Origin of the sequence: Nocardia pseudovaccinii (assembly GCF_050942345.1) — a bacterium.
Lineage (GTDB): Bacteria > Actinomycetota > Actinomycetes > Mycobacteriales > Mycobacteriaceae > Nocardia > Nocardia pseudovaccinii.
This window is the reverse complement of sequence record NZ_CP192074.1, coordinates 37313-58903: the sequence shown is the minus strand read 5'-3', so window position 1 is coordinate 58903 and position 21591 is coordinate 37313. Positions and strand designations below refer to the sequence as shown.

The following is a 21591-nucleotide window of genomic DNA, read 5'->3' as shown; positions in this document are numbered from 1 at the left end:
AGTCTGCAACGCATGCCCGACAGTGACTTGCGGACCGTGCCGGATGCGGGGGCTGCCCCGTGGGGGTCGCGGCTGCTCGGGTCGGCGGCGGAGTCGGCGGGGAAGCGGCGGATTCGGGTGCAGTTGCTGTTGACCGTGCCGTTGTTGATCGCGAATGTCACCGGGATCACCGTCTCGATCGCCTTGATCGGCTTCGTATTGCCCGGGCCGACGGTGTTCACCAGGCGGCTGGTGCTGCTCAATTTCGTTGCGACACCGCTGTACGGGGTGCTGGCGCTGCTGATCGGGATGTGGTGGGGCACGACGCGCGGACTGCGTGCGTTGCGCTGGGCCATCGATCCGGATCAGGTGCCGAACGAGGCGGAACAGATCGCGGCCACGCGGGTGCCGATGCTGCTCGTAGGGTGCCAGGCGGTGCTCTGGCTGGGCGGGATGGCGCTGCTGACCACGCTGTACGGACTGTCGGATCCGGCGCTGATTCCGAAAATCGTCTTCGGCATCGGGATCAGCGCAATCGTGGTGTCCGCCAATAGTTATCTGATCATCGAGTTCGCGCTGCGACCCTCGACCGCCCGGGTACTGGAGGCGGCGGCCTCACGACGGCGGCGCGGTATCGGTGTCTTCGGCCGGTCGATTCTAGCCTGGACGCTCGGCTCCGCGGTGCCGGTCGCAGGCTCCATGGTGCTCGCCATCATGGCACTGACCATGGACACCGTGAGCACGGCGCGGTTGGCGGTGTGCGTGCTGGCGCTCGGCGGGGCCGGGCTCTGCTTCGGTCTATTGCTGATGGCGCAGACGCTTTCGGCGACGGTCGCACCCATCCGAGGTGTGCGGCGCGCGCTGCGTCGGGTGGAGGACGGCGATCTCGATGTCGCGGTCACGGTATACGACGGCACCGAATTGGGTGAACTGCAAAGCGGATTCAATCGCATGGTGGCGGGACTGCGTGAGCGCGAACAGATCAGAGACCTGTTCGGCAGACATGTCGGCCACGAGGTGGCGGAGGCGGCGCTCGAGCGCGAGCCGAATCTCGGCGGGGTGGAGCGCGAGGCCGCCGTGCTGTTCATCGACATCATCGGCTCGACAACCATGACCGCCACCCGTCCCGCCACCGAAATCGTCGCCATCCTGAACAGTTTCTTCGAGATCGTGGTCGACGAGGTCGAAGGGTGCGGCGGCCTGCTCAACAAGTTCGAGGGCGACGCGGCACTCGCCGTCTTCGGCACGCCGGCACCGCTCGACGACGCGGCAGGCGCGGCCCTGTCGTGTGCCAGAGCAATCCGAAACCGCTTGACCGCCAAAGCGTCCGACTTCACCGCCGCCATCGGCGTTGCCGCGGGCCGCGTCGTCGCGGGCAATGTCGGCGCGCACCAACGCTACGAATTCACCGTCATCGGCGATGCGGTCAACGAGGCCGCCCGACTCTGCGAACTCGCCAAAGCCGACCCCAACCGCCTGCTCACCTCGGCATCCACCATCGCCGCCGCCGATCCGTCCGAAGCAACGCACTGGCAGGTCGGCGAATCCGTCACCCTCCGCGGGCGCGTCATACCGACCCAACTCGGCAGGCCACAGTAGGACGATCGCCACCGATCAGCACCCGCCGGTGGCGAAGTCCCGAAAGCCATACCTACCGAGGTCACAACGGTTACGTGCGACCAGTCCGCAAGCGGAAGGCCACCACCGCGGCGATCAGTAGCACCACCGCCGTGCCGATAGCCGCGGCGTGTACGCCCGAGACGAATGCTTCGTGCACCGAACTCAGAAATCCCTCCGCCACCGATTCCGGCAGCTGCCGAGCGAATTCGGTAGCGCCGCCGAGGGATTCCGACGCCGCACCGACCTGTGCGCTCGGTACCTGGGACAGGTCGAGCCCACTCCGGAACACCGCCATGGTCACGCTGCCGAGGACCGCGACCCCGAGTGCGATACCGCTCTCGTAGGCGGTCTCCGAAACCGCCGCGGCCGCACCGGCCCGCTCGGCCGGAGCCGAACTCACCACCAGATCCGACGAAACCGTCAGTGCCACACCGACGCCCGCCCCGATGAACAGGAACCCGAGAGTGAACGGCACCTTACTGGCCGCCGCATCCGGGCTCAGCCACAGGAACAGCGCCGCACCGACCGCGGCGAGCACCAGCGCACCACCGAGCACCTGTCCGGGACGCAGCACCCGCACCAACCACGCCGCCGCCAGCGAAGCGAATACGCTGGCCGCGAGACCGGGCAGCAGGAGCAGTCCGGCCTGCATCGGCGAATGCCCTAGCACCAACTGCAGATACTGCGAACCGGAGAACAGCACGCCGGCCAGTGCGAATACCGCGAGCAGATTGGTGAGCACCGCGGTGCGGAACCTGGGCAATGCGAACAGCTTCAGGTCGAGCATCGGATGCGCGAGACCCCGCTGCCTGCGCACGAACAGCACACCCGCGATCACGCCGATCGCCGCGAACACCAAGAGGCGCAGGCTCATACCGTGCGCCGCGGACTCCTTGACCGCATATACCACCGGCACCATGGCCAGCATGGACAGCACCGCGCTCGCCAGATCGAAGCGACCGGGCTTCGGGTCGCGGGATTCCAGAATCAGCACCGGGCCAACCGCGAGCAGCACCAGCATGACCGGCAGATTCACCAGGAATACCGAACCCCACCAGTAATGCTCGAGCAGCCAGCCACCGAGCAGCGGACCGGCCGCCGCACCGCCACCGGCCATCGCGGCCCAGACCGAGATGGCGACGGTGCGCTGTCGCGGATCCAGGAACATCGACCGGATCAGACCCAGCGTCGCGGGCATCAGGGTCGCACCGGCGACACCCTGCAGCACACGTGCGGCGATGAGCATCTCCGGATCGACCGACCAGGCGGCGAGCACCGAAGCGAGACCGAATCCGACGGCGCCGATCAGCAGCAACCTACGCCGCCCGATCCGGTCACCCAGATTGCCCATCACGACGAGCAGTCCGGCCAGCACGAACGAGTACACGTCGATGATCCACAGCAGCTGCGGCGTGGTCGGCGCCAGTTCCGCGCTGATCGCGGGCACCGCGAGGTCGAGCACGGTCGCGTCGACGGCGAGCAGCAGCAGGGCCAAGGCCAGTACCACCAGTCCGGCCCAATCACGCGCCGTGGCACGCGGCACCGACCCGGTGTCCTTCTCGATCTGTGTGGTCATCGCCTTCTCGACTTCCATCGCTGATTCTTATTACCGTCCAGACGGTACAGTAAATTGACCTTACCGTCCAGCCGGTATAGTGATCGGCGTGACAGCGAACACCCGCGACCGGATCCTGGACGCACTCGAGACCCTGCTGCTGGAAAAGGGCATGTCCCAGGTGACCCTGGAGAATGTCGCCGCGACCGCCGGGGTCTCCAAAGGCGGCCTGCTCTACCACTTCAAAAGCAAGGACGCCCTGCTCGCGGGCCTGGTGCGCCGACTGAGCGAACGCGCCGAAGAACAACTCGGCGCGGCCGTCGCCAAGGGCTCATCCGTCGCCGAGTGGTATCTGCAGACCCCGAATCCGAACAGCGCCACCGACGCACTCGAATTGGCGCTCTACCGTTCGACGGTCGCCGCCATGCGCACCATCGACGCCAACTCCGGCCCCGACACAGACGAGGTACAGCAGGCGCTATCGGAGATGATGGACAGCTGGTCGCAGGGCCTGGACAAGGACATCGACGATCCGGTGCGGGCCGACATCATCCGTTTGGTCGGCGACGGCGTCTATCTGCGCGCGCTGATCGGCCTCCCGCCGGTCGACCCGACGCGATACCGGAAAGTCGTGGAACGACTGCTCGAGCGCTGAGCAGACGCACCATCCGGATGTTGCGCCCCGCCTGGCGGGTCGCCGACGACTAGACTCGGCCGCGTGTTACCAGCCGCCGAGCCGGCCGGTGCCGTCGGGGCGGGGAACGATCCGGTGCCAACCTCCCCTGGAACGACGGTGCCGATCCGCCCACTGAGCTTTCGCGAACTGCTCGACGAGCCGTTCGCGCTGATCCAGGCGAATGTCGTCGTGCTGGCGGGCACGACCGCGATCGGACTCGTCATCGCCGAACTGCTGGTCGTCGCGATTACCGGCGGGATCTCCTATCTGACCGACGGCTCCGACGCGGGCACCGCGTGGGCGGCGATCCTGTCGACGGCGGCCGCCGCCTGGTTGCTGCGGTTCCTGCTGCGCGGGATGACGGTCGCCCTCGGACTCGCGACGGTCGCCGGATCGCCGATCGGCTGGCGCACGGCGCTGAGCCGGGTGGGTGCGGTCACAGGTCCGCTGTTGGCCTTCCACGTGCTGTTCTCGCTGGTCGGCATCGGCGTGCTGATCGTCGGCAGCCTGCTGATCATCACGTATCCGTTCGCGTTGATCTGGCTCGGCTATCTGCGGGCCGGACGGTTCGTCGTGGTGCCGGTGATCTTCGTCGAACGGACCACGCACGCCGGAGCGGTCGCACGCTCGAAACTGCTCGTCCAGGGGGCGCAGTCGTCGATAACCGGATTGTGGTTCGCCTGCCGTGCCTTGGTCGTCCTTGTTGCCGTGCCGCTGCTCGGCATTCCGTGGTACCTCTCGGATTTCACCGGCACTCATCGCTGGCAGGTCATCGTCCTGCTGTCGACTTCCGCGCTGTTGATCATCGCCTTCGGTGAGGTGGTCGAGTCGGCGACGCGGGTGGTCTCGTATGTGGATCGCCGATGCCGCCGCGAGGGGCTCGACATCCGCGTCCCCGGGACGGATAAACGATGACAGAACCCACAGCACCGCCACCACCACGACTCGGCCCCGCCGCCGCCCACCGCGACGCCGCCGAAAACGCCGCACTGCACCGGGATTTCGACACCGCGCTGCGCGAGCGCTTCCGCGCGGTACTACGCGGCCTGGAACAGCGCGGCATGCTGGAGGTCCGCCGCTCGCGGACCGCGCGGGAAACCGCCGACGACGCGACCACCGCGCTGCCGCTCGAGGATGCGAGCGAATTACACCCGGCCGCACACAGTTTCGACGAGGTCGTGTACGGCGGCCGCCGCGCCACCGAGGACGAGTACCGACGCCTCGAATATGCCGACCGCTACTCGCGCAGCGCTCCACCGCCCGCACCGGAACCGGTCGAAGCGACGATCACCGAGAAGACCAAGACCCGCCGACAACTTCCGCCGCTGCCGGACCTGCTGCGCAATCCGAAATTCTGGGCCGCGCTGCTGGCCGCCATCGCGCTGGTCGTGCTGCTGTACGCGGTGTTGAATTCGTGTGCCGCGCCCGCGCCGCACAAGCCGACATCGCCGGATATTCCGCCGCCCAAACCCCCCGAACACCATCCGGATGACAACCGCGACGACTCCGGCTTCGGCGCGGGCCAGGACTCCATCTTCGGCAGGCTGCCCGCACCGGTCGCCTTCGGCGGCCTGCAATTCCTCATCGCCGCGGCGGTGCTGGTGTGGTGGCGGGCGCGTCGCCGCGGTGCGCTGGTCGGCGAACCGCGCCCCGTGGAAGTGGCCGCGAACGAGCTGCTCGGCGGCCAGGCGGCGCTCTATCGCCGGTCGAAGGACCACGAACATGTCGCGGCCCGGCTGCGCGCCGCCACCCTGCGCCGCATCCGCCCGATGCTCGGCGTCGGCACCGATGTCACGCCGGACCGGCTTGTCGCGACCGTCGCCGCGCGTACCAGAGCCGATCCGGCCATGGTCGGTGCCGCGCTGTACGGACCGGTGCCCGATGCGAGCACCCTGCAACTCGTTGCCACACAACTCGAATGGATAGAGGCGGAGGTCGGATGACCAGCACGGACACCAACCACACCCCGACCGCCGAGGAGGCGGGCGCCGCATTCGCCGCACTGCGTGCCGAGATCGGCAAGGCGGTGATCGGCAACGACACCGCGATCATGTACCTGGTGCTCGCCCTGCTCTGCCGCGGCCATGTCTTGCTGGAAGGCGTTCCCGGCGTGGCGAAGACGCTGCTGGTCCGTGCGCTCGCTACGGCCCTGGATCTGGAACATGCCAGGGTCCAGTTCACCCCGGACCTGATGCCGGGCGATGTGACCGGTTCGCAGATCTACGATCCGCACACCACCGAATTCACCTTCCGGCACGGTCCGGTCTTCACCAATCTGCTACTCGCCGACGAGATCAACCGCACGCCACCGAAAACCCAATCGGCGCTGCTGGAATCGATGGAGGAGCGTCAGGTCTCGGTGGACGGGAAGCCGCAGCCGCTGCCGGACCCGTTCGTCGTGGTCGCCACCCAGAATCCGATCGAACAGGAGGGCACCTATCCGCTGCCGGAGGCGCAACTGGACCGGTTCCTGTTCAAAGTCGATATCCAATTGCCCGGGCGCGACGACGAATTCCGCATTCTGCAGCGGCACGCGGGCGGCTTCGATCCGCGCGATCTGACCGCCGCCGGTCTGCGTCCGGTCGCGGGACCGGCGCATATCGCCGCGGCGCGGGCGGCGATCACCCGGGTCACCATCAGTCCGGAAGTGCTCGCCTACACGGTGGATATCTGCCGGGCAACCCGCAATTCCCCGGCGGTCCAGCACGGTGCGTCCACCCGCGGCGCGACCGCGCTGATGGCGGCCTCGCGCGCGTTCGCATGGCTGAACGGGCGCGGGTTCGTGACGCCGGACGATGTGAAATCGGTTGCGGTCGCGGTACTTCGGCATCGGCTGCATCTGCGGCCCGAGGCGGAGTTGGACGGTGTGACGACCGAGGGCGTCATGTCGTCACTGCTGCTTTCGGTTCCGGTTCCGGTGTAGCGCGTGGTCGTTACCGGTCGGCTCGCCCTGACGGCGGCGGTGCTCGCGCTGTTCGTCTGCTTCGTCATGCCGTCGTGGCTCGGTGTCGTCCTCATGACGAGTGTGCTCGCCGCCCTTGTACTTTTCGACCTCGGCACGGTGGCGCGAGCACGCGACCTCACGCTGACCAGGGAGTCGTTGACCGTGATCCGGCTCGGGCGCAGCGCCGAGGTGGAACTCGGCGTGGTGAACAACGGAACCAGGACCGTGCGCGGACGGCTGTGGGACGACTGGCCCGGCAGCGCTCGCGCTGAAACCCGCACGCACCGACTGGATCTGCCGCCCAACACCCGCATGCGAGTACAAACCGCTTTGACACCGACTTACCGCGGCGATCGAGTCGCCGGTCCGGTGACGGTGCGATTGTTCGGCCTGCTCGGTATGGCCGGATGGCAGAGTCGCCACACTGTGCCCGCGCGGGTCCGGGCGCTGCCGGAATTCCGCAGCGAACGGCTGCTGCGCTCGAAAGTCAAACGGCTGCAACATCTCGAGGGCCGCAATGTCGCGAATATGCGCGGTCAGGGCACCGAATTCGATTCCTTCCGTGAGTATGTCGCCGGTGACGATGTGCGGGCCATCGATTGGCGCGCGACCGCCCGCGCCACCGATGTGCTGGTGCGCACCTGGCGTCCGGAACGCAACCGGCACATGCTGATGGTGCTCGACACCGGCCGCATCAGCGCGGGCCGCGTCGGCACCGGTACCCGGCTGGACGCGAGTATCGAGGCCGCCCTCCTGCTCGGCGGATTGGCCGCGGCCGCAGGCGATTCGGTGGATCTGCTCGCCTACGACCGGCGGGTCCGCACCGAGGTCCGTGGTGTGGGCGGTCGCCGCCTGCAACTGAAACTCATGCACGCCATGGCGGGCGTCACCCCCGCACTGGTCGACACCGACAGCGCGGGCCTGGTCCGCGCTGCCATCCAACGCGCCCGCCGCCGCAGTCTGGTCGTCTGGTTCACCAGTCTGGACGGGGCGGCCGTCGAAGAGAATCTGCTACCGGTCCTGCCGACTCTGGCCCAACGCCACCGCGTCCTGATCGTCTCGGTCACCGATCCCGACGTCGCCGCGGCCGCCACCAAACGCGACACCCTCGCCGACCTCTACCCCGCTGCCGCCGCCGAATCCCTGATCGCCGAACGCGCCCTGGTCCAGGAATCCCTGCGCCGCATGGGCATTGATGTAGTCGCGGCCTCCCCGGAGCGCCTCCCCGAAGCCCTTGCCGACGAATACCTGGAGCTGAAGCAGTCCGGCACCATGTGACTCCACGATCGCTCGGCCGCGGACACGAAGTCGCCTCGGCATCGATGTCGATCCGGGAACACTGCATTATCCGGATTGCGAGCTCCCGCTCCGGGGCGAGCAATTCCTCGGCGAGCGAACGATCCCACGAACCCTGCCCACAGACGGGCAATCAGAACCAGCCCGACTACAAGCCAGGGTGCAGCGCCGACCATAGAAGCCACGAACACGCTCCTCAACCGCCAGCGAGTCAACGTTCCCCCAGCGCGGCGGTCGTGCAGCCCAGCTCGGGTCACCGCCGAATGACCGTGTTGCAGGTGGAGACTCAGCTCGCGCGGGCGATCGGCATCGGGCGCGGACCTGCCATCACCATCGGCGTGATGATCGGCGCGAGCGTGCGGCGTTGGCGCTCGGCGATCACCGCGCCGAGGATCTGTACGGGCGGATACCCGGCAGGTACCGGGATCTGCAGGCGGTCACAGACGGCGAGGAGCAGGGTGTGGCCGAGGTTCGCCTGTGCGGCGGGGCTCAGGGTGTTGATGCGGGACAAGTACTGGCGTACCGCGAGTGCGAGATCCTCGGTGATGCCGGACAGGTCCAACTGTCCGGACCAGGCGACCAGCCACGGCGGTGCGACGGCCAGGAGCGGGAAGGGCACGCGGCGCTGGCTGTGCACGACAACGGTGCCCGCGAGCACATCGCCGACCCGGCGCGCATTCGGCGAACACATCGAAGTGATCACTCCGACCGCACCGAATGCGCCCAACATCCAGAAGTCGACGATCACACCCGCCAGACCGCGGGTCAGGGCGTGGCGGAAATCGATCGGCCCGCCGTCACCGCGCACCACCCGCAGCCCGAGCGCGAGCTTGCCGACGGTCCGGCCGCGCATGAGGGTTTCGCAGACCACCGGATAGCCGACCAGCGTCCCGACGATCGTGGTGATCGCCGCCGCGCTGTACCACGCGGAGTCGGCGCCGAAGTAGAGCAGCGCCACGCTCAGGCCGAGCATCAGCATGCTGCCCAGCATGAATTGCACCAGCACGTCCAAGAGGAACGCGGTGGCCCTGGTCGGGATCCGGGCGATCGGCAGCTCGAGTGCGACCGCTTCGCCGGTGGTGAATTCAGCCATGTCGATAGCATTCTTCCGACCGGCGGTATGGGAGGCAACCAATGGACGTAGATGCGTACAGCTACGCACAGCGGGGGGCATGGGATCGGCTGGCCTATCTGGCCGGGCGGCGCAAGCTCAGCGGCGCGGAGGCCGACGAACTCGTCGCGTTGTACCGGCGCACCTCGCAGCAGCTGGCGCGGCTGCAATCGCACAGTCCGGATCCGGAACTCATCGCCGGACTCAGCGCACTGCTGACCAAGGCGCGCGGCCGGGTGCTGGGCACCAAGGGCGACGCATGGAGCCAGGTCGGCCGGTTCTTCACGCACCGCTTCCCCGCGACGCTGTATCGGGCGTGGCCGTGGTGGGTCGCGGTGGCGGCGGTCTTCATCATCATCTCCACCGGTCTGGCCGTCTGGATCGCCGGTTCCGGTTCGGCGCGCGATCTGTTCGGCATCTCCGATCACAACGACTGGCTCACCGCACCCGGCGGCGAATTCGAGACCTACTACTCCGAACATCCGCACGACGCGTTCGCCGCGCAGGTGTGGACCAATAACGCATGGGTGACGGCGATGGTGTTGTTCACCGGGGTGCTGATCCTGCCCGCGGTGTACCTGCTGTTCGGAAACGCGCTCAATACGGCGGTGACCGGCGGGCTGATGGCCGATGCCGGTCGGCTCGATTCGTTCTTCGGATTCATCCTCCCGCACGGCACGCTCGAGCTGACCGCGATCTTCGTGGCGGGCGGGGTCGGCCTGAAGCTGGGCTGGACGCTGATCGATCCGGGAAGGTCGAGTCGGCTGGAGGCGGTCGCGCGCCAGGGCCGGGCCACCGCGACGGTCGCGCTCGGTCTGGTCGCGGTGCTGCTGGTCTGCGGGCTGCTGGAAGGTTTCGTGACACCGAGTTCGCTGCCCGTGCCGGTGAAGGTCGGCATCGGATTCATCGCGGAGGCACTGTTTCTCGGCTACGTCTTCGTAGTGGGTCGCCGGGCCGCACTCGAACAGGACGCACGAGCCGCCGCGACACTGGGATTCGGTGGCGCTGAAGAGGATTCCGCGAAACGGTGGCAGACAACGCCGAGCACACGGTGAGTAGAATGGGTCCGGGCAATCGGTAGCAACGCTACGTAACGACCGAGATTCGAAGTCCCCCAATTGAGTTCCGCTGGCCGCAGCGAGTCCAGCTCAGCTGCGGCCAGCGTTACCGTCAACTCTACACAATCGTTATCCCGACGCAACCCTCCCCGCCGAGGTCAGGCGTATAAAGCAGCACCCCAGCAAACCCATGTGGGCACATCGTTTTTCCGTAGTCCAGCAAACTTTCGGCGGTCATTCGGCGGCCGAAACCAGACCTCGGAACCGACCTTCGGCGCGCGATCCCAGATCACGATCCAGAAACCACAGGTGGTCGACAAACATTCTTCGAGCGATTAGCTGCATTGTTAACATAGAGTCCTCAATGGTTACAAAATGCCATTCGGACCTGCGCATTCACCGTCTCATAATTGGTGTTGCTGAGAGTTGGATGAGGTAAAAGAAACTTCAGGTTGGTTTACTGCGTTATAAACGTGATCTACACCTAGCCGTAACCCACCGGGGTGGACTTACATCCGGTCAAGATCATGATTAACCAGGTGCGCAAACGCAGTCGATGGGGTACCGAATCGGACCACGGTCAGCACCACGGCCGCAACCATAACCGACTCTGTGATCTCTGCCACCTTCCTCGCTCGACCTGGCCGGATCGGGCGAAAACGACAGTGCGACAGCCGAAACGCGGCCCCGCACTACGCATGCGGGGCCGCGTGACGTACGTCTCAGGCTTCGGCCAGACCGAGCCGCCCGTACGCCAAACGCAACGGCTTCGGCGCGTACCAAGCCGCCCGGCCGAGCAGTCGCATCGCGACCGGCACCAGCACGCCGCGCACCAGTGTCGCGTCGATCAGGATCGCCAACCCGGCGCCGAGTCCGAAGAACTGGATGAACCGGACGTCACTGCTGGTGAAGGCCAGGAAGCTGATCGAAATCAGCGCCGCCGCGGTGGTCACCAAGCGTCCGGTGCGGGCCAGTCCCTCGACAACCGCTTCCTTCGTGGACGCACCGCGATCGTGCAGTTCCTTGATCCGGCTGATCACGAAGACCTCGTAGTCCATCGACAGTCCGAAGGTGATGCAGAACAGCAGCAGCAACATCGAAACATCCAGCGGCGCAGGGGTGAATCCGATCAGTCCGGACAGGTGCCCCTGCTGGAAGACGAACACCATCAGCCCGAGCGTGGCGGCCAGACTCAGCACATTCGACAGCAGTGCGCGCAGCGGCTGCACGATGCTGCCGGTGAACAGGAACAGCAGCACGAAGGTCGTCACGACGATCCACCCGATGGCGATCGGCAGTTTCGCGCCGATCGAGGCGAGGCTGTCGCGCAGTTCGGCCACCTGTCCGCCGACCAGCGCATTGGCACCGGCCGGACCGGGCACATCACGCACGCGATCGACCAGATCGCGGGCGGCGGACGAATTGCGGTCCAGATCGGTGAGTACGGTCAGGCGCTGCGCGTCCGGGCGGGCGAACCTGGCATCGGCGGGTGTGCTCGCCGTCAGCTCGCCGTGGACGAACGTGCCCGCACTCGAATCGACCTGGGTAACATGCTCGACCCTGGACAGGGTGCGCGCGTAATCCGCGAGCGGCGCTGCGGCAACACCCGTTTCGGTGATCACCGACAGCGCGTTGACATCGCCGCCGCCGAAGTCGTCCCGCATCGCGTCACCGACCTGGCGCACCTCGGTACTGGTCGGCAGCACCCGATCGTCGGGCGTACCGAACTGGACGTGCAACAGCGGCGCGGCGGCGAGCAGCAGCACCGCCACCACCGGCACACCCGCCAGTAGCGGCCGACGCATCGCGAATCCGGCCACTCCAGCCCAGAACGGCGTTGCGTCACCACGGATTCCACGGACACCGGGCACCCGCCAGGCATCGGTCCGCACGCCGAGCACCGCGAGCAGCGCGGGCAATACGACCACCGCGGCAATGGCGGAGATGGCGACCACGCCGATGCCGCCGTAGGCGAAGGACCGCAGGAAGTACTGCGGGAAGATCACCAGCGCGGACAGGGCCGCCACGACGGTGGCCGCACTGAAGGCGATGGTGCGTCCGGCCGTCGATACGGCAGCGATCACCGCATCGTCGGGTTCGGCTCCGGCCGCGCGGCGTTCACGGAAGCGGCTGACCATCAGCAGGCCGTAATCCACCGCGAGCCCGAGTCCGAGTCCGGTGGTCAGATTCACCGCGTAGATCGACACATCGGTGACGGAACCGAGGATCGAGAGTTCGGTGAAGGTGCCGAGAATGGCGATCCCGCCGACCACCAGGGTGAGCAGCGCGGCGACCACATTGCCGAAGGCCAGCACCAGCAGCGCCAGAATCAGCGGCACCGCAACGGCTTCCGCGAGGCCGAGATCCTTGCCGATCTGCTTGGTGATCGAGTGGAAGATCGCGGTGCCGCCGCCGACCTTGATCTGCGCGACCGGACCGTCGGCGCGGTAGGTCTCGACGATCGAGGCGGCGGACTTCTCCTTTTCGGTGGCGTCTTTGTCGACGTTGCCCGCCAGGACGACGGCCTCGGTGCCGTCCGCTGAGCGCATGGCCGGTGATCCGGTATCCCAGTACGAGACGACATTGGTCAGGCGCTGGTCGGCCGCGAGCCGCCGAGCCAGATCGCGGCCGATGGTGGCGACCGCGGTGTCGTCGACCGTTCCCTGTTTCGCCTCGATCAGGAAGACGTAGTCGGTGTCGGCGCCGAATTTGTCGGCCGATCGGTTCAACGCGGCACTGGATTGGGCATTGGGATCCTGCTGGCCGCCGGGCTGCATCTTGCTGAAGGCCGTCGCGCCGACCACACCACCCGCAATGAGGGCGAGCACGCCGACGACCAGGATCCAGCGGGCGCGGTGGACAACGAATCTGCCGAGTGTTTCGAACATATCGGGTCTCCGATCGGGCATGTTGTCATGCGTAAACTTTATGGGTGTTAACTTGCCACGCCATGTGTGCGGGTGTCAACATCGATGCGATGACAGATTCGGAAACAGCAGCGAAGCGCGCCACCCGCGACGGCCCGTATCACCACGGCGACCTGCGCAATGCCCTGGTGCGCGCCGCCGCCGAACTCGCCGAAACCGGCGGGCCGGAGGCGGTGACCGTGCGCGCGGCCGCCCGGCATGTCGGCGTCACGCCGACCGCGGCCTATCGGCACTTCACCAATCACGAGGAGTTGCTGAACGCGGCACAGGAACAGGCTCAGCACACCCTGTTCGGCGCAATGGCCGAGACGATGGCGAGCTTGGCGCCGCCCGCGGACGCGATCACCCGACTGGGCGCGGTGGGCCGGGGCTACATCACCTTCGCGCTGCGCGAACCAGGCCTGTTCCGCACCGCGTTCTGCGGCGATCAGATGCCTTCGCCCGCCTTCGATCTGCTGGCCGGACTCCTGGACGAACTCGTCGACGTCGGCTTCCTCGCCCCGGCGGACCGACCGGACGCCGAATACGCCGCCTGGTCAACGGTGCACGGTATGGCCTCGCTGATCATCGACGGCGTACTCGACGACCTCGACGACGCGGCCAGGGATAGCGCGATTCACCGGGCCCTCACGGTGGTCGAACGGGGTTTGGCCACCGGACCGAATGCCCCCGACTTCAGCTGACGCGCAGGATTCCAGTGATCGTGCCCTGCAGGATCTTGCGGTCGTGCGTGATCAGCGGCGAGGTCTGCAGCGGGTCGTCGACGATGGTTCCGGCCAGCGGCCTATGCGAAATCACCGCGCCGGTATCGGGATTCACGACGGTGAACGCATAGCCGTCGAGCGGGGTGGTGATGTCGAGTCCGACGCGCGTCACGGTGTAGATCGCGCCGTCGGCGGTGGACAGATGCGGAACGGCCGCGCTGCGAACGGTGTTCTCCCACACCGTATGGCAGCCGGTGTCGTCGACATCGACCCTGGTCATCCCACCGACGAACGGCGCGGAGGCCGGAACGGCCTGGCCCGCGCCCTCGGGGACCGTGGGGTACGGGTAGCCGTAGGTGCTGGCGACGAACAGCGACCGGCCGATGCCGATCGGCGAGTTCTCGCTGCCCGCACCGCCACGGGTGAGCACCGGTTGCGAGCACACCAATTGTCCGGTGCCGGAACGGAAAACAAGTGCGTTGACCTGTCCGTCGGCATTGTCGACGATGGTCAGATATTCCGCGCCGGAGGTGGGCCCGAAGTAGGTCGGGGTGGAGCCGGTACCCCAGCTGAGTTGGCCGGGCTTGCGCGCCGATCCGCGATCGTAGGCCGCGCGCCACAGCACCTCCGGTCGCCCGGTGGCGTCGGCGCGCAACTCGTACAGCGCGTGCGTGGTGGCGACCGCGACCCGACCGCTCGGTGCCGACGAAATGCTGTTGGCCACCGACTCACCCGCGGGCAGCGCAACGGTGGCCGCCGCACCCGTGGGCGTCACCAGACCGACGAGACTCTTGCCGGTGGCGAACCAGACATTGCCGGACCAGTCGGGCACCAGCCCGGTCACGTTGTCGCCCACCGGAATTACCGAGCCGAGATCGGTGGACGAATCGATCGACAGCCGCCATTGGCCCGCCGCGTCACGCGAGTGGCCGACGCGGAGCAGAGTGCGGTTACCGTCCACGATGACCAGGCGGTCGGCATTGTCGAGATAGGCATACACACCGCCGAGCAGGCTGCCCTTGGCGATCTCGAGCGAAGCCAGCGGCGTGCCCACCGGACCGGCGAAGGACGCATCGAGCAGATGGATGGTCGGAGTCTGGCCGATCACGGGTGTGCACAGCGCGACGACCAGATTGTCCGACCCTTGCAGCAGCGTCGGACATGCCGAAGCCAATGGATACCCGGCCACCGAAATCCCGCCGGTGCCAGGCCCGGCCAGCGGCGTCGCATCCGACGATCCGGCATCACCGTGCATGGTCGCGGTGCCGAGCGGCCCGAGGTACGGATTCGGCGGCGCCAGCGGACCCCACGATCCCGCCGCCTCGGCAGTACCGATCGGCGCGAGCGCCAAGACGGCGGCGGCAAGGAGTACCAGCGGTGATCGCATCAGGTCAGCTCGCTCCCCCGCCTCCCCGCGCCTTTTGCCGATCGCCGAGAGCCACGCCGGTGCCGTCGCGGACCGGCGGTCACGTGTGAGTCGAGTTCTGGACGTACCCGACGAGTTACCCATGTTCATACGAAATCAGTGGTCCATCTGGCATGTCTTGCCGTGTCCGATTCGGAATGTCGGTCGATACTATGAGCGCTATGAACGGAATCCGGACCCGCGTGCTGTCCACGATTGCCGGTCAACTCGGCAATCCGCACGGAACGCTCGGCAAGGGCTTCGCCTTCATGCTCAATCGCGGTAATAAGCGCGCCATCGCGGGCGCGGTCGATGCGGCCGATATCGCCGCGGGTGCGACGGTCGCCGATATCGGATTCGGCGGTGGCGCAGGACTTTCGATGCTGCTCGAGCGGGTCGGCACGAACGGGACGGTGCACGGTTTCGAGATCTCGCCGGACATGTTGACCAGGGCGAAGTCGAAGTTCGCCGCGGAAATCGGTACGGGCCGAATGCAACTCGCGCCGGGCTCGATGACCGATCTGCCGCTGGCCGATGACGCACTCGATGCCGCCATCACCGTCAACACCGTCTACTTCGTGCCGGATCTGGCCGCCGCGTTTGCCGAACTCGTGCGCGTCGTGCGTCCCGGTGGCAGCCTCGTCGTGGGTATCGGCGATCCGGACGCGATGGCGAAAATGCCGTTCACCGCATACGGTTTCACGCTGCGGCCGGTGGCCGAGGTGATCGCCGCGCTGGAAGGCGCGGGCTGCACTGTCGACCATAAGAAACTCGCCGATCCGCCGATTCCGCATCACCTGCTCGTCGCCCGGCTCGCCTGACTACATCAGTGCGCCGCCGTCGATGCGGATCTCCGTGCCGGTCATATAGCGACCGTCATCGGAGGCGACCATGGCGACCACGCCGGCGATATCCTCCGGACTGCCGAGCGCACCGCCGTTGAGCCAGCCGGTCATGCGCGCGAACAGCTTCGGATCGAAGCCCTCCGGCTGATCGAGGATGGACTTGGTGGTGATCCCACTGGTGATGCCTGCGGGCACGATGTTGACCGCGCGCAGCCCCTGCTTGGCGTATTCCAGCGCGATCGCGTGCGTGAAGGCATTGACGCCGCCCTTCGACGCCGCGTACGACGCCAGATAGGGCGCGGCGCTGAAGGCCGCGGTCGAGGAGAGGTTCACCACGACGCCGTGGCCGGACTCCAACAGCGCGGGCAGCGCACTCTGGGTCATCAGGAAGGTTCCGGTGAGGTTGACCCCGATCACCTGGTTCCACACCTCGAGCGGCATTTCCTCGGTGCGCGCGGGCCGCAGAATCCCCGCCGCGTTCACCAGCACATCCAGGCCGCCGAGGAACTCGACCGCCTCGCCCGTCGCGGCGCGCACCGACTCGATATCGGCGATATTCACCTGCACGGTGCGCACCCGCTCGGCCGCGTCACCCGCCTTGGCCGCGGTGTTCTCCAGACCGGCCGCATCGATATCGGCGGCGACCAACGTCGCCCCCTCATCGAGCAGCCGCAGGGCGATCCCCTGCCCGATACCCGATCCTGCTCCGGTGACCAATACGCGGCGGCCGTCAAATCTACGCATGCCAAAAATTAGAACAGGTTCTCATTAGGAGTCAACAGGTTCTGACGGAACCGAGGTCAGGAGGCGGCGTTCTCGCGGACTGTCTCGAGGTATTCGGCGATGGCATCGCGGTTGCGGGACAGGCAGCGGATGCGGTCGGACATGCGGTCGCGTTCGCGTTCCAGGGTGGCCAGCATTTCCGGGGTCGCGTCCGGGAAGTAGATGGTGCGCGGCTTGTCCAGGCAGGGCAGGATCTGCTTGATGATGCGGGTCGGCAAGCCCGCGTCGAGCAGGCCGCGGATCTGCAGGACCCGGTCGACGAAGCGGTCGTCGTAACTGCGATAGCCATTGGCGCACCGGTCGGCGACGATGAGACCCTGTTCCTCGTAGTAGCGCAGCAGCCGCCGCGAGGTGCCGGTGTGCTCCGACAGTTCTCCGATTCGCATTGGATTCCACCTCTGGTTTGACCTTCACACGTATGTGATGGTTCGAGCATAGGCGGCATGGACAACGCACTCTTCGACTACAGCCCGATCGTCGACCGCGCACCGATTCGGTGGCCCAACGATGCCCGCGTCGCGTTCTATGTCGGGCTGAATATCGAGCACTACCAGGTGGACCGACCCTCGACCAGCATTTTCCCGGGCACCGCCGCCCTGACCCCGGATCCGCTGAACTACGGCTGGCGCGACTACGGTCCCCGGGTCGGCGTCTGGCGGGTGATACAGGCACTGGACAAGTACGGTATCCGCGCCAGCGCCCTGCTCAACTCCGATGTCGCACACCACAATCCGCAGATCATCGCTGCCGGGCTGGAGCGGAACTGGACCTGGTTGGCGCACGGCAAGAACAACTCGATCTTCCAGGCCGATATGTCGATCGACGACGAGCGCGCCTACCTCACCGATATCGTCGAAACCATCGAGCGCGCGACCGGCCGCCGCCCGCGCGGCTGGATGGGGCCCGCACTCACCGAGACCTTCCACACCCCGGAACTGCTCGCCGAACTCGGCCTCGACTATGTCCTCGACTGGACCAATGACGATCAGCCGTATCGACTCAATGTGCCCGGGGTGCTGAGCGTTCCGTACTCGGTCGAACTCAACGACATCGGCCTGTTCCTCGGAACCGGTTTGCGCGGTGCGGATTTCGTGCAGATCGTCAAGGACCAGTTGGACCGGCTCCATGAGGAGTCCGGCCGTGTCATGGCTCTTGCGCTGCACCCCTTCGTCATCGGCCAGGCCTTCCGCATCAAATATCTGGAGCAGGCCTTGGATTATGTGGCTGACCATCCGGGTGTCTGGCTCGCCACCAGCGACGAGATCGCCGATGCCGCAACTGTGTGAAAGCTATTGCGAGCAGCGCCGCCGAGGACCATTATTCACCTATGAGTAAGGTAACCCTAACTACCGAGCTGCCGATCGGCGCAGAGGTGGCATGCGCACTGGCACGGACGCCGGAGTTGTTCGCCTACGTTGTGGCACCGATCCTTTCGGTGCCACAACTGCAAATCCCGGACCACGTCGAACCGGGCGCCGAGGGTTCCGCCCGCCTCTGGTGGTTCGGCATCATCCCCTCCTGGCGCCATCACCTGCGTCTGGTGCGGCTCGATGCCCGCGAGATCTACACCAACGAATGGGGCGGCCCCGTCCGCACCTGGAACCACCGCCTCACCTTCGAGCCGATCACCGAATCCAGCTGCCGCTACACCGACGAAATCGAAATCGAGTCCGGTCTGCGCGGCGCCCCGACCCGCATTTTCGTCCACCTGATGTTCCGCCATCGCCACCGCCGCTGGCACCAACTCACCATCGTCCTCGCCAACGGCGCCGTCGAGCTCAGGGCCCCGGCGCGCGATCACTGACTACGACTGTTCTACGGAGTCGAGGTTCGGTGCTCGGTAGGCGAATGACGGGGCATGTTCAGGACGGACGTCGCCGAACCGGCCGAACACTTCACCGGTGCGGGCATTGTCGTGCTTGGGAATTCGGACCTGCCACACGTCCATCGGGATATCGAAGGCGACCACAGGCATGAGGTGATCTTCGCCGACGACGATCTCTACGACGGACTGCTGCGGGAGGCGTTCGACAACCGTGCGCCGCACGATCGCCCCGCCGACCTGCTCCTGCGGGTCCTCGGGCAGCTCAGCGGCGCGGCGGCGTGGAGCTTCCCGCTCGACCATGAACTCACCCGGGTACGAGCCCGCTTGATCGCCGAGGTCCCGGCCCTGCGCGCGGGCGCGCTGCTACGCAATGCCGCTCTGCAACAACAACTCGCCGGTGCCCTGCGAACGGCATATCCGGATGACATCGACACCGTGCAAGCGGCGGCACTCACCGGCGCATTGGTCGGAGCCGTCGATGCCGTCCTGAATTCGGTTGCCGCACATGGTGCTGCGGCGGAATCGGTCTCCGCCGTCGTCGACGAAGCGGCCAGGATCGCACTGCGCGGTCACCTGTCGGATGATCGCACCGGCTGAAGGCTGGTGTGGACGAGGGCGGCGGTCAGTAATGCCGCGCCGACCAGACCGGTTGGGGTCAGCCGCTCACCGAGGATTGCGGCGGCCAAGATCGTGCTGGTCAGCGGTTCGAGGAGGGCCAGCACCGCGGCTGTGCCGGCACCGACTTCGGAGAGACCGCGCAGGTACAGCGTGTATGCCACGGCGGTGGATATCAGCCCGAACACGATTACCAGGACAACGCTGTGTGACGTCGGGTGGAAGGTGAGTCCGGATATCGCCGCGAGCGGCGTCAGCAGCACGGCACCGCCGGTGACGGCGAAACCTGTTGTGGTGATCACGTCGAGGCCGGGCACCGGACGGGCGCTGATCAGGGTGAGGGTCGCGAAGGCGCAGGCGGATACCAATGCCATTGCGGCACCGGCGAATATCCCGCCGGATGCCGCGTCATCGGCGGGCGCGCCGACCAACAGGATCACCCCGAACACCGCGATTCCGATCGTCGCCACGCGCCGACGATCCAGCAACCGCCTGCCGGTCAGATGTTCCAGCAGCGAGACGACCACCGGTGACATTCCGAGGGTGACCAGCGTCGCCAGGCTCACCGACGAGGCCGCGACCGCACCGAAGTAGCTCGCCTGAATGATCGCGACAAGGACCGCGACCACACCGATCCTGCGCCAGGCCGAGGTGTCCCGCGGCAACGGCCGCCGCGTCACGGTCAGCAGAGCGATCAGCAACAGCCCGCCGACGGCGAGTCGGCAGGCGGCGACGGATACCGGCGAAAGACCGGTCGCACGAAGCAGCATCATGCCGAGTAGACCGCCGGTCCCCGCCGACAGTCCGGCGCCGACAAGGCAGATCAACCCGAATCGGCCGGCCGTGGATATAGCAGTGGACATTCGCGCTCCTGCGACAGAAATGGATTGGGGTCGCGGAAGCGAGGTGCACAACCGAATTCACCTGCCGGATAGGACGCGCGGTCCCGCACCTCGCTCAGGAGGTCGGCGGCGGGACGATCAGGAACATTCGGTGCACCCGACCGATACTAAAGACCGCCCGGACAAGCTGTCATTTGATTTTCTACCGCGTTCACAGGGGCTACGAGTCATCGCCGGTTCACGATCACGGCAAACCTTTGGCATTTGCCTACGCGCGATCGGCTATTACTGCGGGTAACGGCATGGCGGTTCGCCCAGCACGGTCGTCACCTCGGACATTGCTGGATATCGGATGAGGTCACGGGGAGTATGAGGAAGTATGACGGTCACCAGGGAGATCCGGCCTCGGCCCCTGCCACGCCCACGCGGCACCCTGTCCGAGGCGGTGGTAGGGCTGCTGCGCGGAATACCTGGCAAACCGGTGCCGACGACCCGATCGCTCGACCCGTACAGCGAGGATCTGCAGCTTGCGCTGCACACCTGCTATGAGCTGCACTATCACGGATTCGCGGCGGTGGACCCGGAATGGGAATGGGATCCAGGGTTGCTGGCCTTGCGAGCCGCCATGGAGACCGCATTCCTGGACGCTATGCGTACGGAGGTATCCGGAGGCGATGATCTCGAATCGGAGCTCGACGCACTTCTGGTGACGCCGATCGAATCCACCGGTCCGTCCCGATTCCTCCGAGACGAGGGCCAATGGTGGCAAATGCGGGAGTATTTCGTGCACCGGTCGATCTATCACCATAAAGAGGCCGACCCCTACGCCTGGGTGATCCCGCGCCTGCGCGGACAGGCCAAAGCTGCTTTGGTCGCGGTGGAATTCGACGAATTCGGCGGCGGTCGCGGTGAACGCATCCACGCGCGACTTTTCGCCGAGCTCATGGCGGGCGCGGGCCTCGATGCCGAATATCTGCATTACCTGGATGCTGTCCCGGAACCGATGCTTTCCCTGGTGAACATGATGTCGCTGTTCGGCTTACATCGGTCGCTGCGCGGTGCGCTGGTCGGACATTTCGCGACTGTCGAAATCAGCTCGTCACCGGCGTCGTCACGCCTGGTCGACGCCCTGCGACGACTCGAAGCGGACCCGGCCTGCGTGCGGTTCTACCAGGAACACGTGGAAGCCGATGCGGTACACGAACAATTGATGCGCGCAGATGTGATCGGTGACCTGATCGCGCACGAGCCCGCGCTGACGAAGTCCATGGTCCTCGGCATTCAAGTCACAAATATGTTGGAGGACCGCTTCGCCGACCATATCTTCGACGCCTGGCGTGCCGGACGCAGCTCCCTGCTGCCCGGCGCCGATGTTTAGGACGCTCCGAACGGATAATCCGGAGAAT

The 21591-nt window shown here is 66.5% G+C and carries 20 protein-coding genes; 13 read left to right on the top strand and 7 right to left on the bottom strand.

The window, feature by feature from the left end:
* The first annotated feature begins 12 nt into the window (after positions 1-12).
* On the top strand, positions 13-1578 hold the full coding sequence (locus tag ACQPZ2_RS00275) for an adenylate/guanylate cyclase domain-containing protein (RefSeq protein WP_433523754.1): 1566 nt from the start codon (positions 13-15) through the stop codon (positions 1576-1578).
* 70 nt (positions 1579-1648) lie between these two features.
* Here ACQPZ2_RS00275 and ACQPZ2_RS00270 read toward each other — a convergent pair whose 3' ends face one another.
* Positions 1649-3193, bottom strand: coding sequence for an MFS transporter (locus ACQPZ2_RS00270; protein ID WP_433523753.1), 1545 nt, complete (start codon positions 3191-3193; stop codon positions 1649-1651).
* Between the two features lie 70 nt (positions 3194-3263).
* On the opposite strand from ACQPZ2_RS00270, the gene ACQPZ2_RS00265 reads away from it, so the two are divergent.
* From ACQPZ2_RS00265 to ACQPZ2_RS00245, 5 genes are all read left to right on the top strand, one after another.
* Entirely contained in the window at positions 3264-3809 is a 546-nt protein-coding gene (locus ACQPZ2_RS00265; RefSeq protein WP_433523752.1) for a TetR/AcrR family transcriptional regulator, read from the top strand.
* Positions 3810-3923: 114 nt separating this feature from the next.
* Positions 3924-4745, top strand: coding sequence for a hypothetical protein (locus ACQPZ2_RS00260; RefSeq protein ID WP_433523751.1), 822 nt, complete (start codon positions 3924-3926; stop codon positions 4743-4745).
* Complete coding sequence (locus ACQPZ2_RS00255) at positions 4742-5773, top strand: DUF4129 domain-containing protein (RefSeq protein ID WP_433523750.1); 1032 nt, start codon at positions 4742-4744, stop codon at positions 5771-5773. The genes ACQPZ2_RS00260 and ACQPZ2_RS00255 overlap by 4 nt, the downstream gene beginning before the upstream one ends.
* Complete coding sequence (locus ACQPZ2_RS00250; protein WP_040685688.1) at positions 5770-6753, top strand: AAA family ATPase; 984 nt, start codon at positions 5770-5772, stop codon at positions 6751-6753. The genes ACQPZ2_RS00255 and ACQPZ2_RS00250 overlap by 4 nt, the downstream gene beginning before the upstream one ends.
* Positions 6754-6756: 3 nt before the next feature.
* On the top strand, positions 6757-8052 hold the full coding sequence (locus ACQPZ2_RS00245; RefSeq protein WP_433523749.1) for a DUF58 domain-containing protein: 1296 nt from the start codon (positions 6757-6759) through the stop codon (positions 8050-8052).
* A 304-nt stretch (positions 8053-8356) separates the two neighbouring features.
* Here ACQPZ2_RS00245 and ACQPZ2_RS00240 read toward each other — a convergent pair whose 3' ends face one another.
* Positions 8357-9163, bottom strand: a complete 807-nt coding sequence (locus ACQPZ2_RS00240) for an RDD family protein (RefSeq protein WP_433523748.1) — start codon at positions 9161-9163, stop codon at positions 8357-8359.
* Between the two features lie 41 nt (positions 9164-9204).
* On the opposite strand from ACQPZ2_RS00240, the gene ACQPZ2_RS00235 reads away from it, so the two are divergent.
* Complete coding sequence (locus ACQPZ2_RS00235) at positions 9205-10236, top strand: stage II sporulation protein M (protein WP_433523747.1); 1032 nt, start codon at positions 9205-9207, stop codon at positions 10234-10236.
* 725 nt (positions 10237-10961) lie between these two features.
* Here ACQPZ2_RS00235 and ACQPZ2_RS00230 read toward each other — a convergent pair.
* The gene (locus ACQPZ2_RS00230) at positions 10962-13127 is read right to left on the bottom strand and encodes an MMPL family transporter (RefSeq protein ID WP_433523746.1); all 2166 of its coding nucleotides are present in this window, start codon (positions 13125-13127) and stop codon (positions 10962-10964) included.
* Positions 13128-13216: 89 nt separating this feature from the next.
* Here ACQPZ2_RS00230 and ACQPZ2_RS00225 point away from each other — a divergent pair, with 89 nt between their 5' ends.
* Positions 13217-13849 carry a TetR/AcrR family transcriptional regulator gene (locus ACQPZ2_RS00225; RefSeq protein ID WP_433523745.1) on the top strand — a complete coding sequence of 211 codons (633 nt, stop codon included), beginning with the start codon at positions 13217-13219 and terminating at the stop codon, positions 13847-13849.
* Here ACQPZ2_RS00225 and ACQPZ2_RS00220 read toward each other — a convergent pair.
* A complete protein-coding gene (locus ACQPZ2_RS00220; protein WP_433523744.1) occupies positions 13842-15257 on the bottom strand; it encodes a hypothetical protein in 1416 nt (471 codons plus the stop codon). The two genes, ACQPZ2_RS00225 and ACQPZ2_RS00220, sit on opposite strands and share 8 nt — an antisense overlap.
* A gap of 200 nt (positions 15258-15457) precedes the next feature.
* Between ACQPZ2_RS00220 and ACQPZ2_RS00215 the strand changes: the two genes are divergently transcribed.
* On the top strand, positions 15458-16096 hold the full coding sequence (locus tag ACQPZ2_RS00215) for a class I SAM-dependent methyltransferase (RefSeq protein WP_433523743.1): 639 nt from the start codon (positions 15458-15460) through the stop codon (positions 16094-16096).
* Here the strand turns inward: ACQPZ2_RS00215 and ACQPZ2_RS00210 are convergent, their stop codons facing one another.
* Positions 16097-16864 carry an SDR family NAD(P)-dependent oxidoreductase gene (locus ACQPZ2_RS00210; RefSeq protein ID WP_063044124.1) on the bottom strand — a complete coding sequence of 256 codons (768 nt, stop codon included), beginning with the start codon at positions 16862-16864 and terminating at the stop codon, positions 16097-16099.
* A gap of 56 nt (positions 16865-16920) precedes the next feature.
* On the bottom strand, positions 16921-17289 hold the full coding sequence (locus ACQPZ2_RS00205; RefSeq protein WP_433523742.1) for a MerR family transcriptional regulator: 369 nt from the start codon (positions 17287-17289) through the stop codon (positions 16921-16923).
* A 57-nt stretch (positions 17290-17346) separates the two neighbouring features.
* On the opposite strand from ACQPZ2_RS00205, the gene ACQPZ2_RS00200 reads away from it, so the two are divergent.
* From ACQPZ2_RS00200 to ACQPZ2_RS00190, 3 genes are read left to right on the top strand one after another with little or no spacing between them, the layout of a single operon-like run.
* The gene (locus ACQPZ2_RS00200) at positions 17347-18189 is read left to right on the top strand and encodes a polysaccharide deacetylase family protein (protein WP_433523741.1); all 843 of its coding nucleotides are present in this window, start codon (positions 17347-17349) and stop codon (positions 18187-18189) included.
* 41 nt (positions 18190-18230) lie between these two features.
* Positions 18231-18707: a hypothetical protein gene (locus ACQPZ2_RS00195; protein WP_433523740.1), complete on the top strand. Its 477-nt coding sequence runs from the start codon at positions 18231-18233 to the stop codon at positions 18705-18707.
* Between the two features lie 54 nt (positions 18708-18761).
* On the top strand, positions 18762-19325 hold the full coding sequence (locus ACQPZ2_RS00190) for a hypothetical protein (protein WP_433523739.1): 564 nt from the start codon (positions 18762-18764) through the stop codon (positions 19323-19325).
* Here the strand turns inward: ACQPZ2_RS00190 and ACQPZ2_RS00185 are convergent.
* Positions 19298-20206, bottom strand: coding sequence for a DMT family transporter (locus tag ACQPZ2_RS00185; protein WP_433523738.1), 909 nt, complete (start codon positions 20204-20206; stop codon positions 19298-19300). The two genes, ACQPZ2_RS00190 and ACQPZ2_RS00185, sit on opposite strands and share 28 nt — an antisense overlap.
* Positions 20207-20564: 358 nt before the next feature.
* On the opposite strand from ACQPZ2_RS00185, the gene ACQPZ2_RS00180 reads away from it, so the two are divergent.
* Entirely contained in the window at positions 20565-21563 is a 999-nt protein-coding gene (locus ACQPZ2_RS00180; protein WP_433523737.1) for an iron-containing redox enzyme family protein, read from the top strand.
* The last annotated feature ends 28 nt before the right edge of the window (positions 21564-21591 follow it).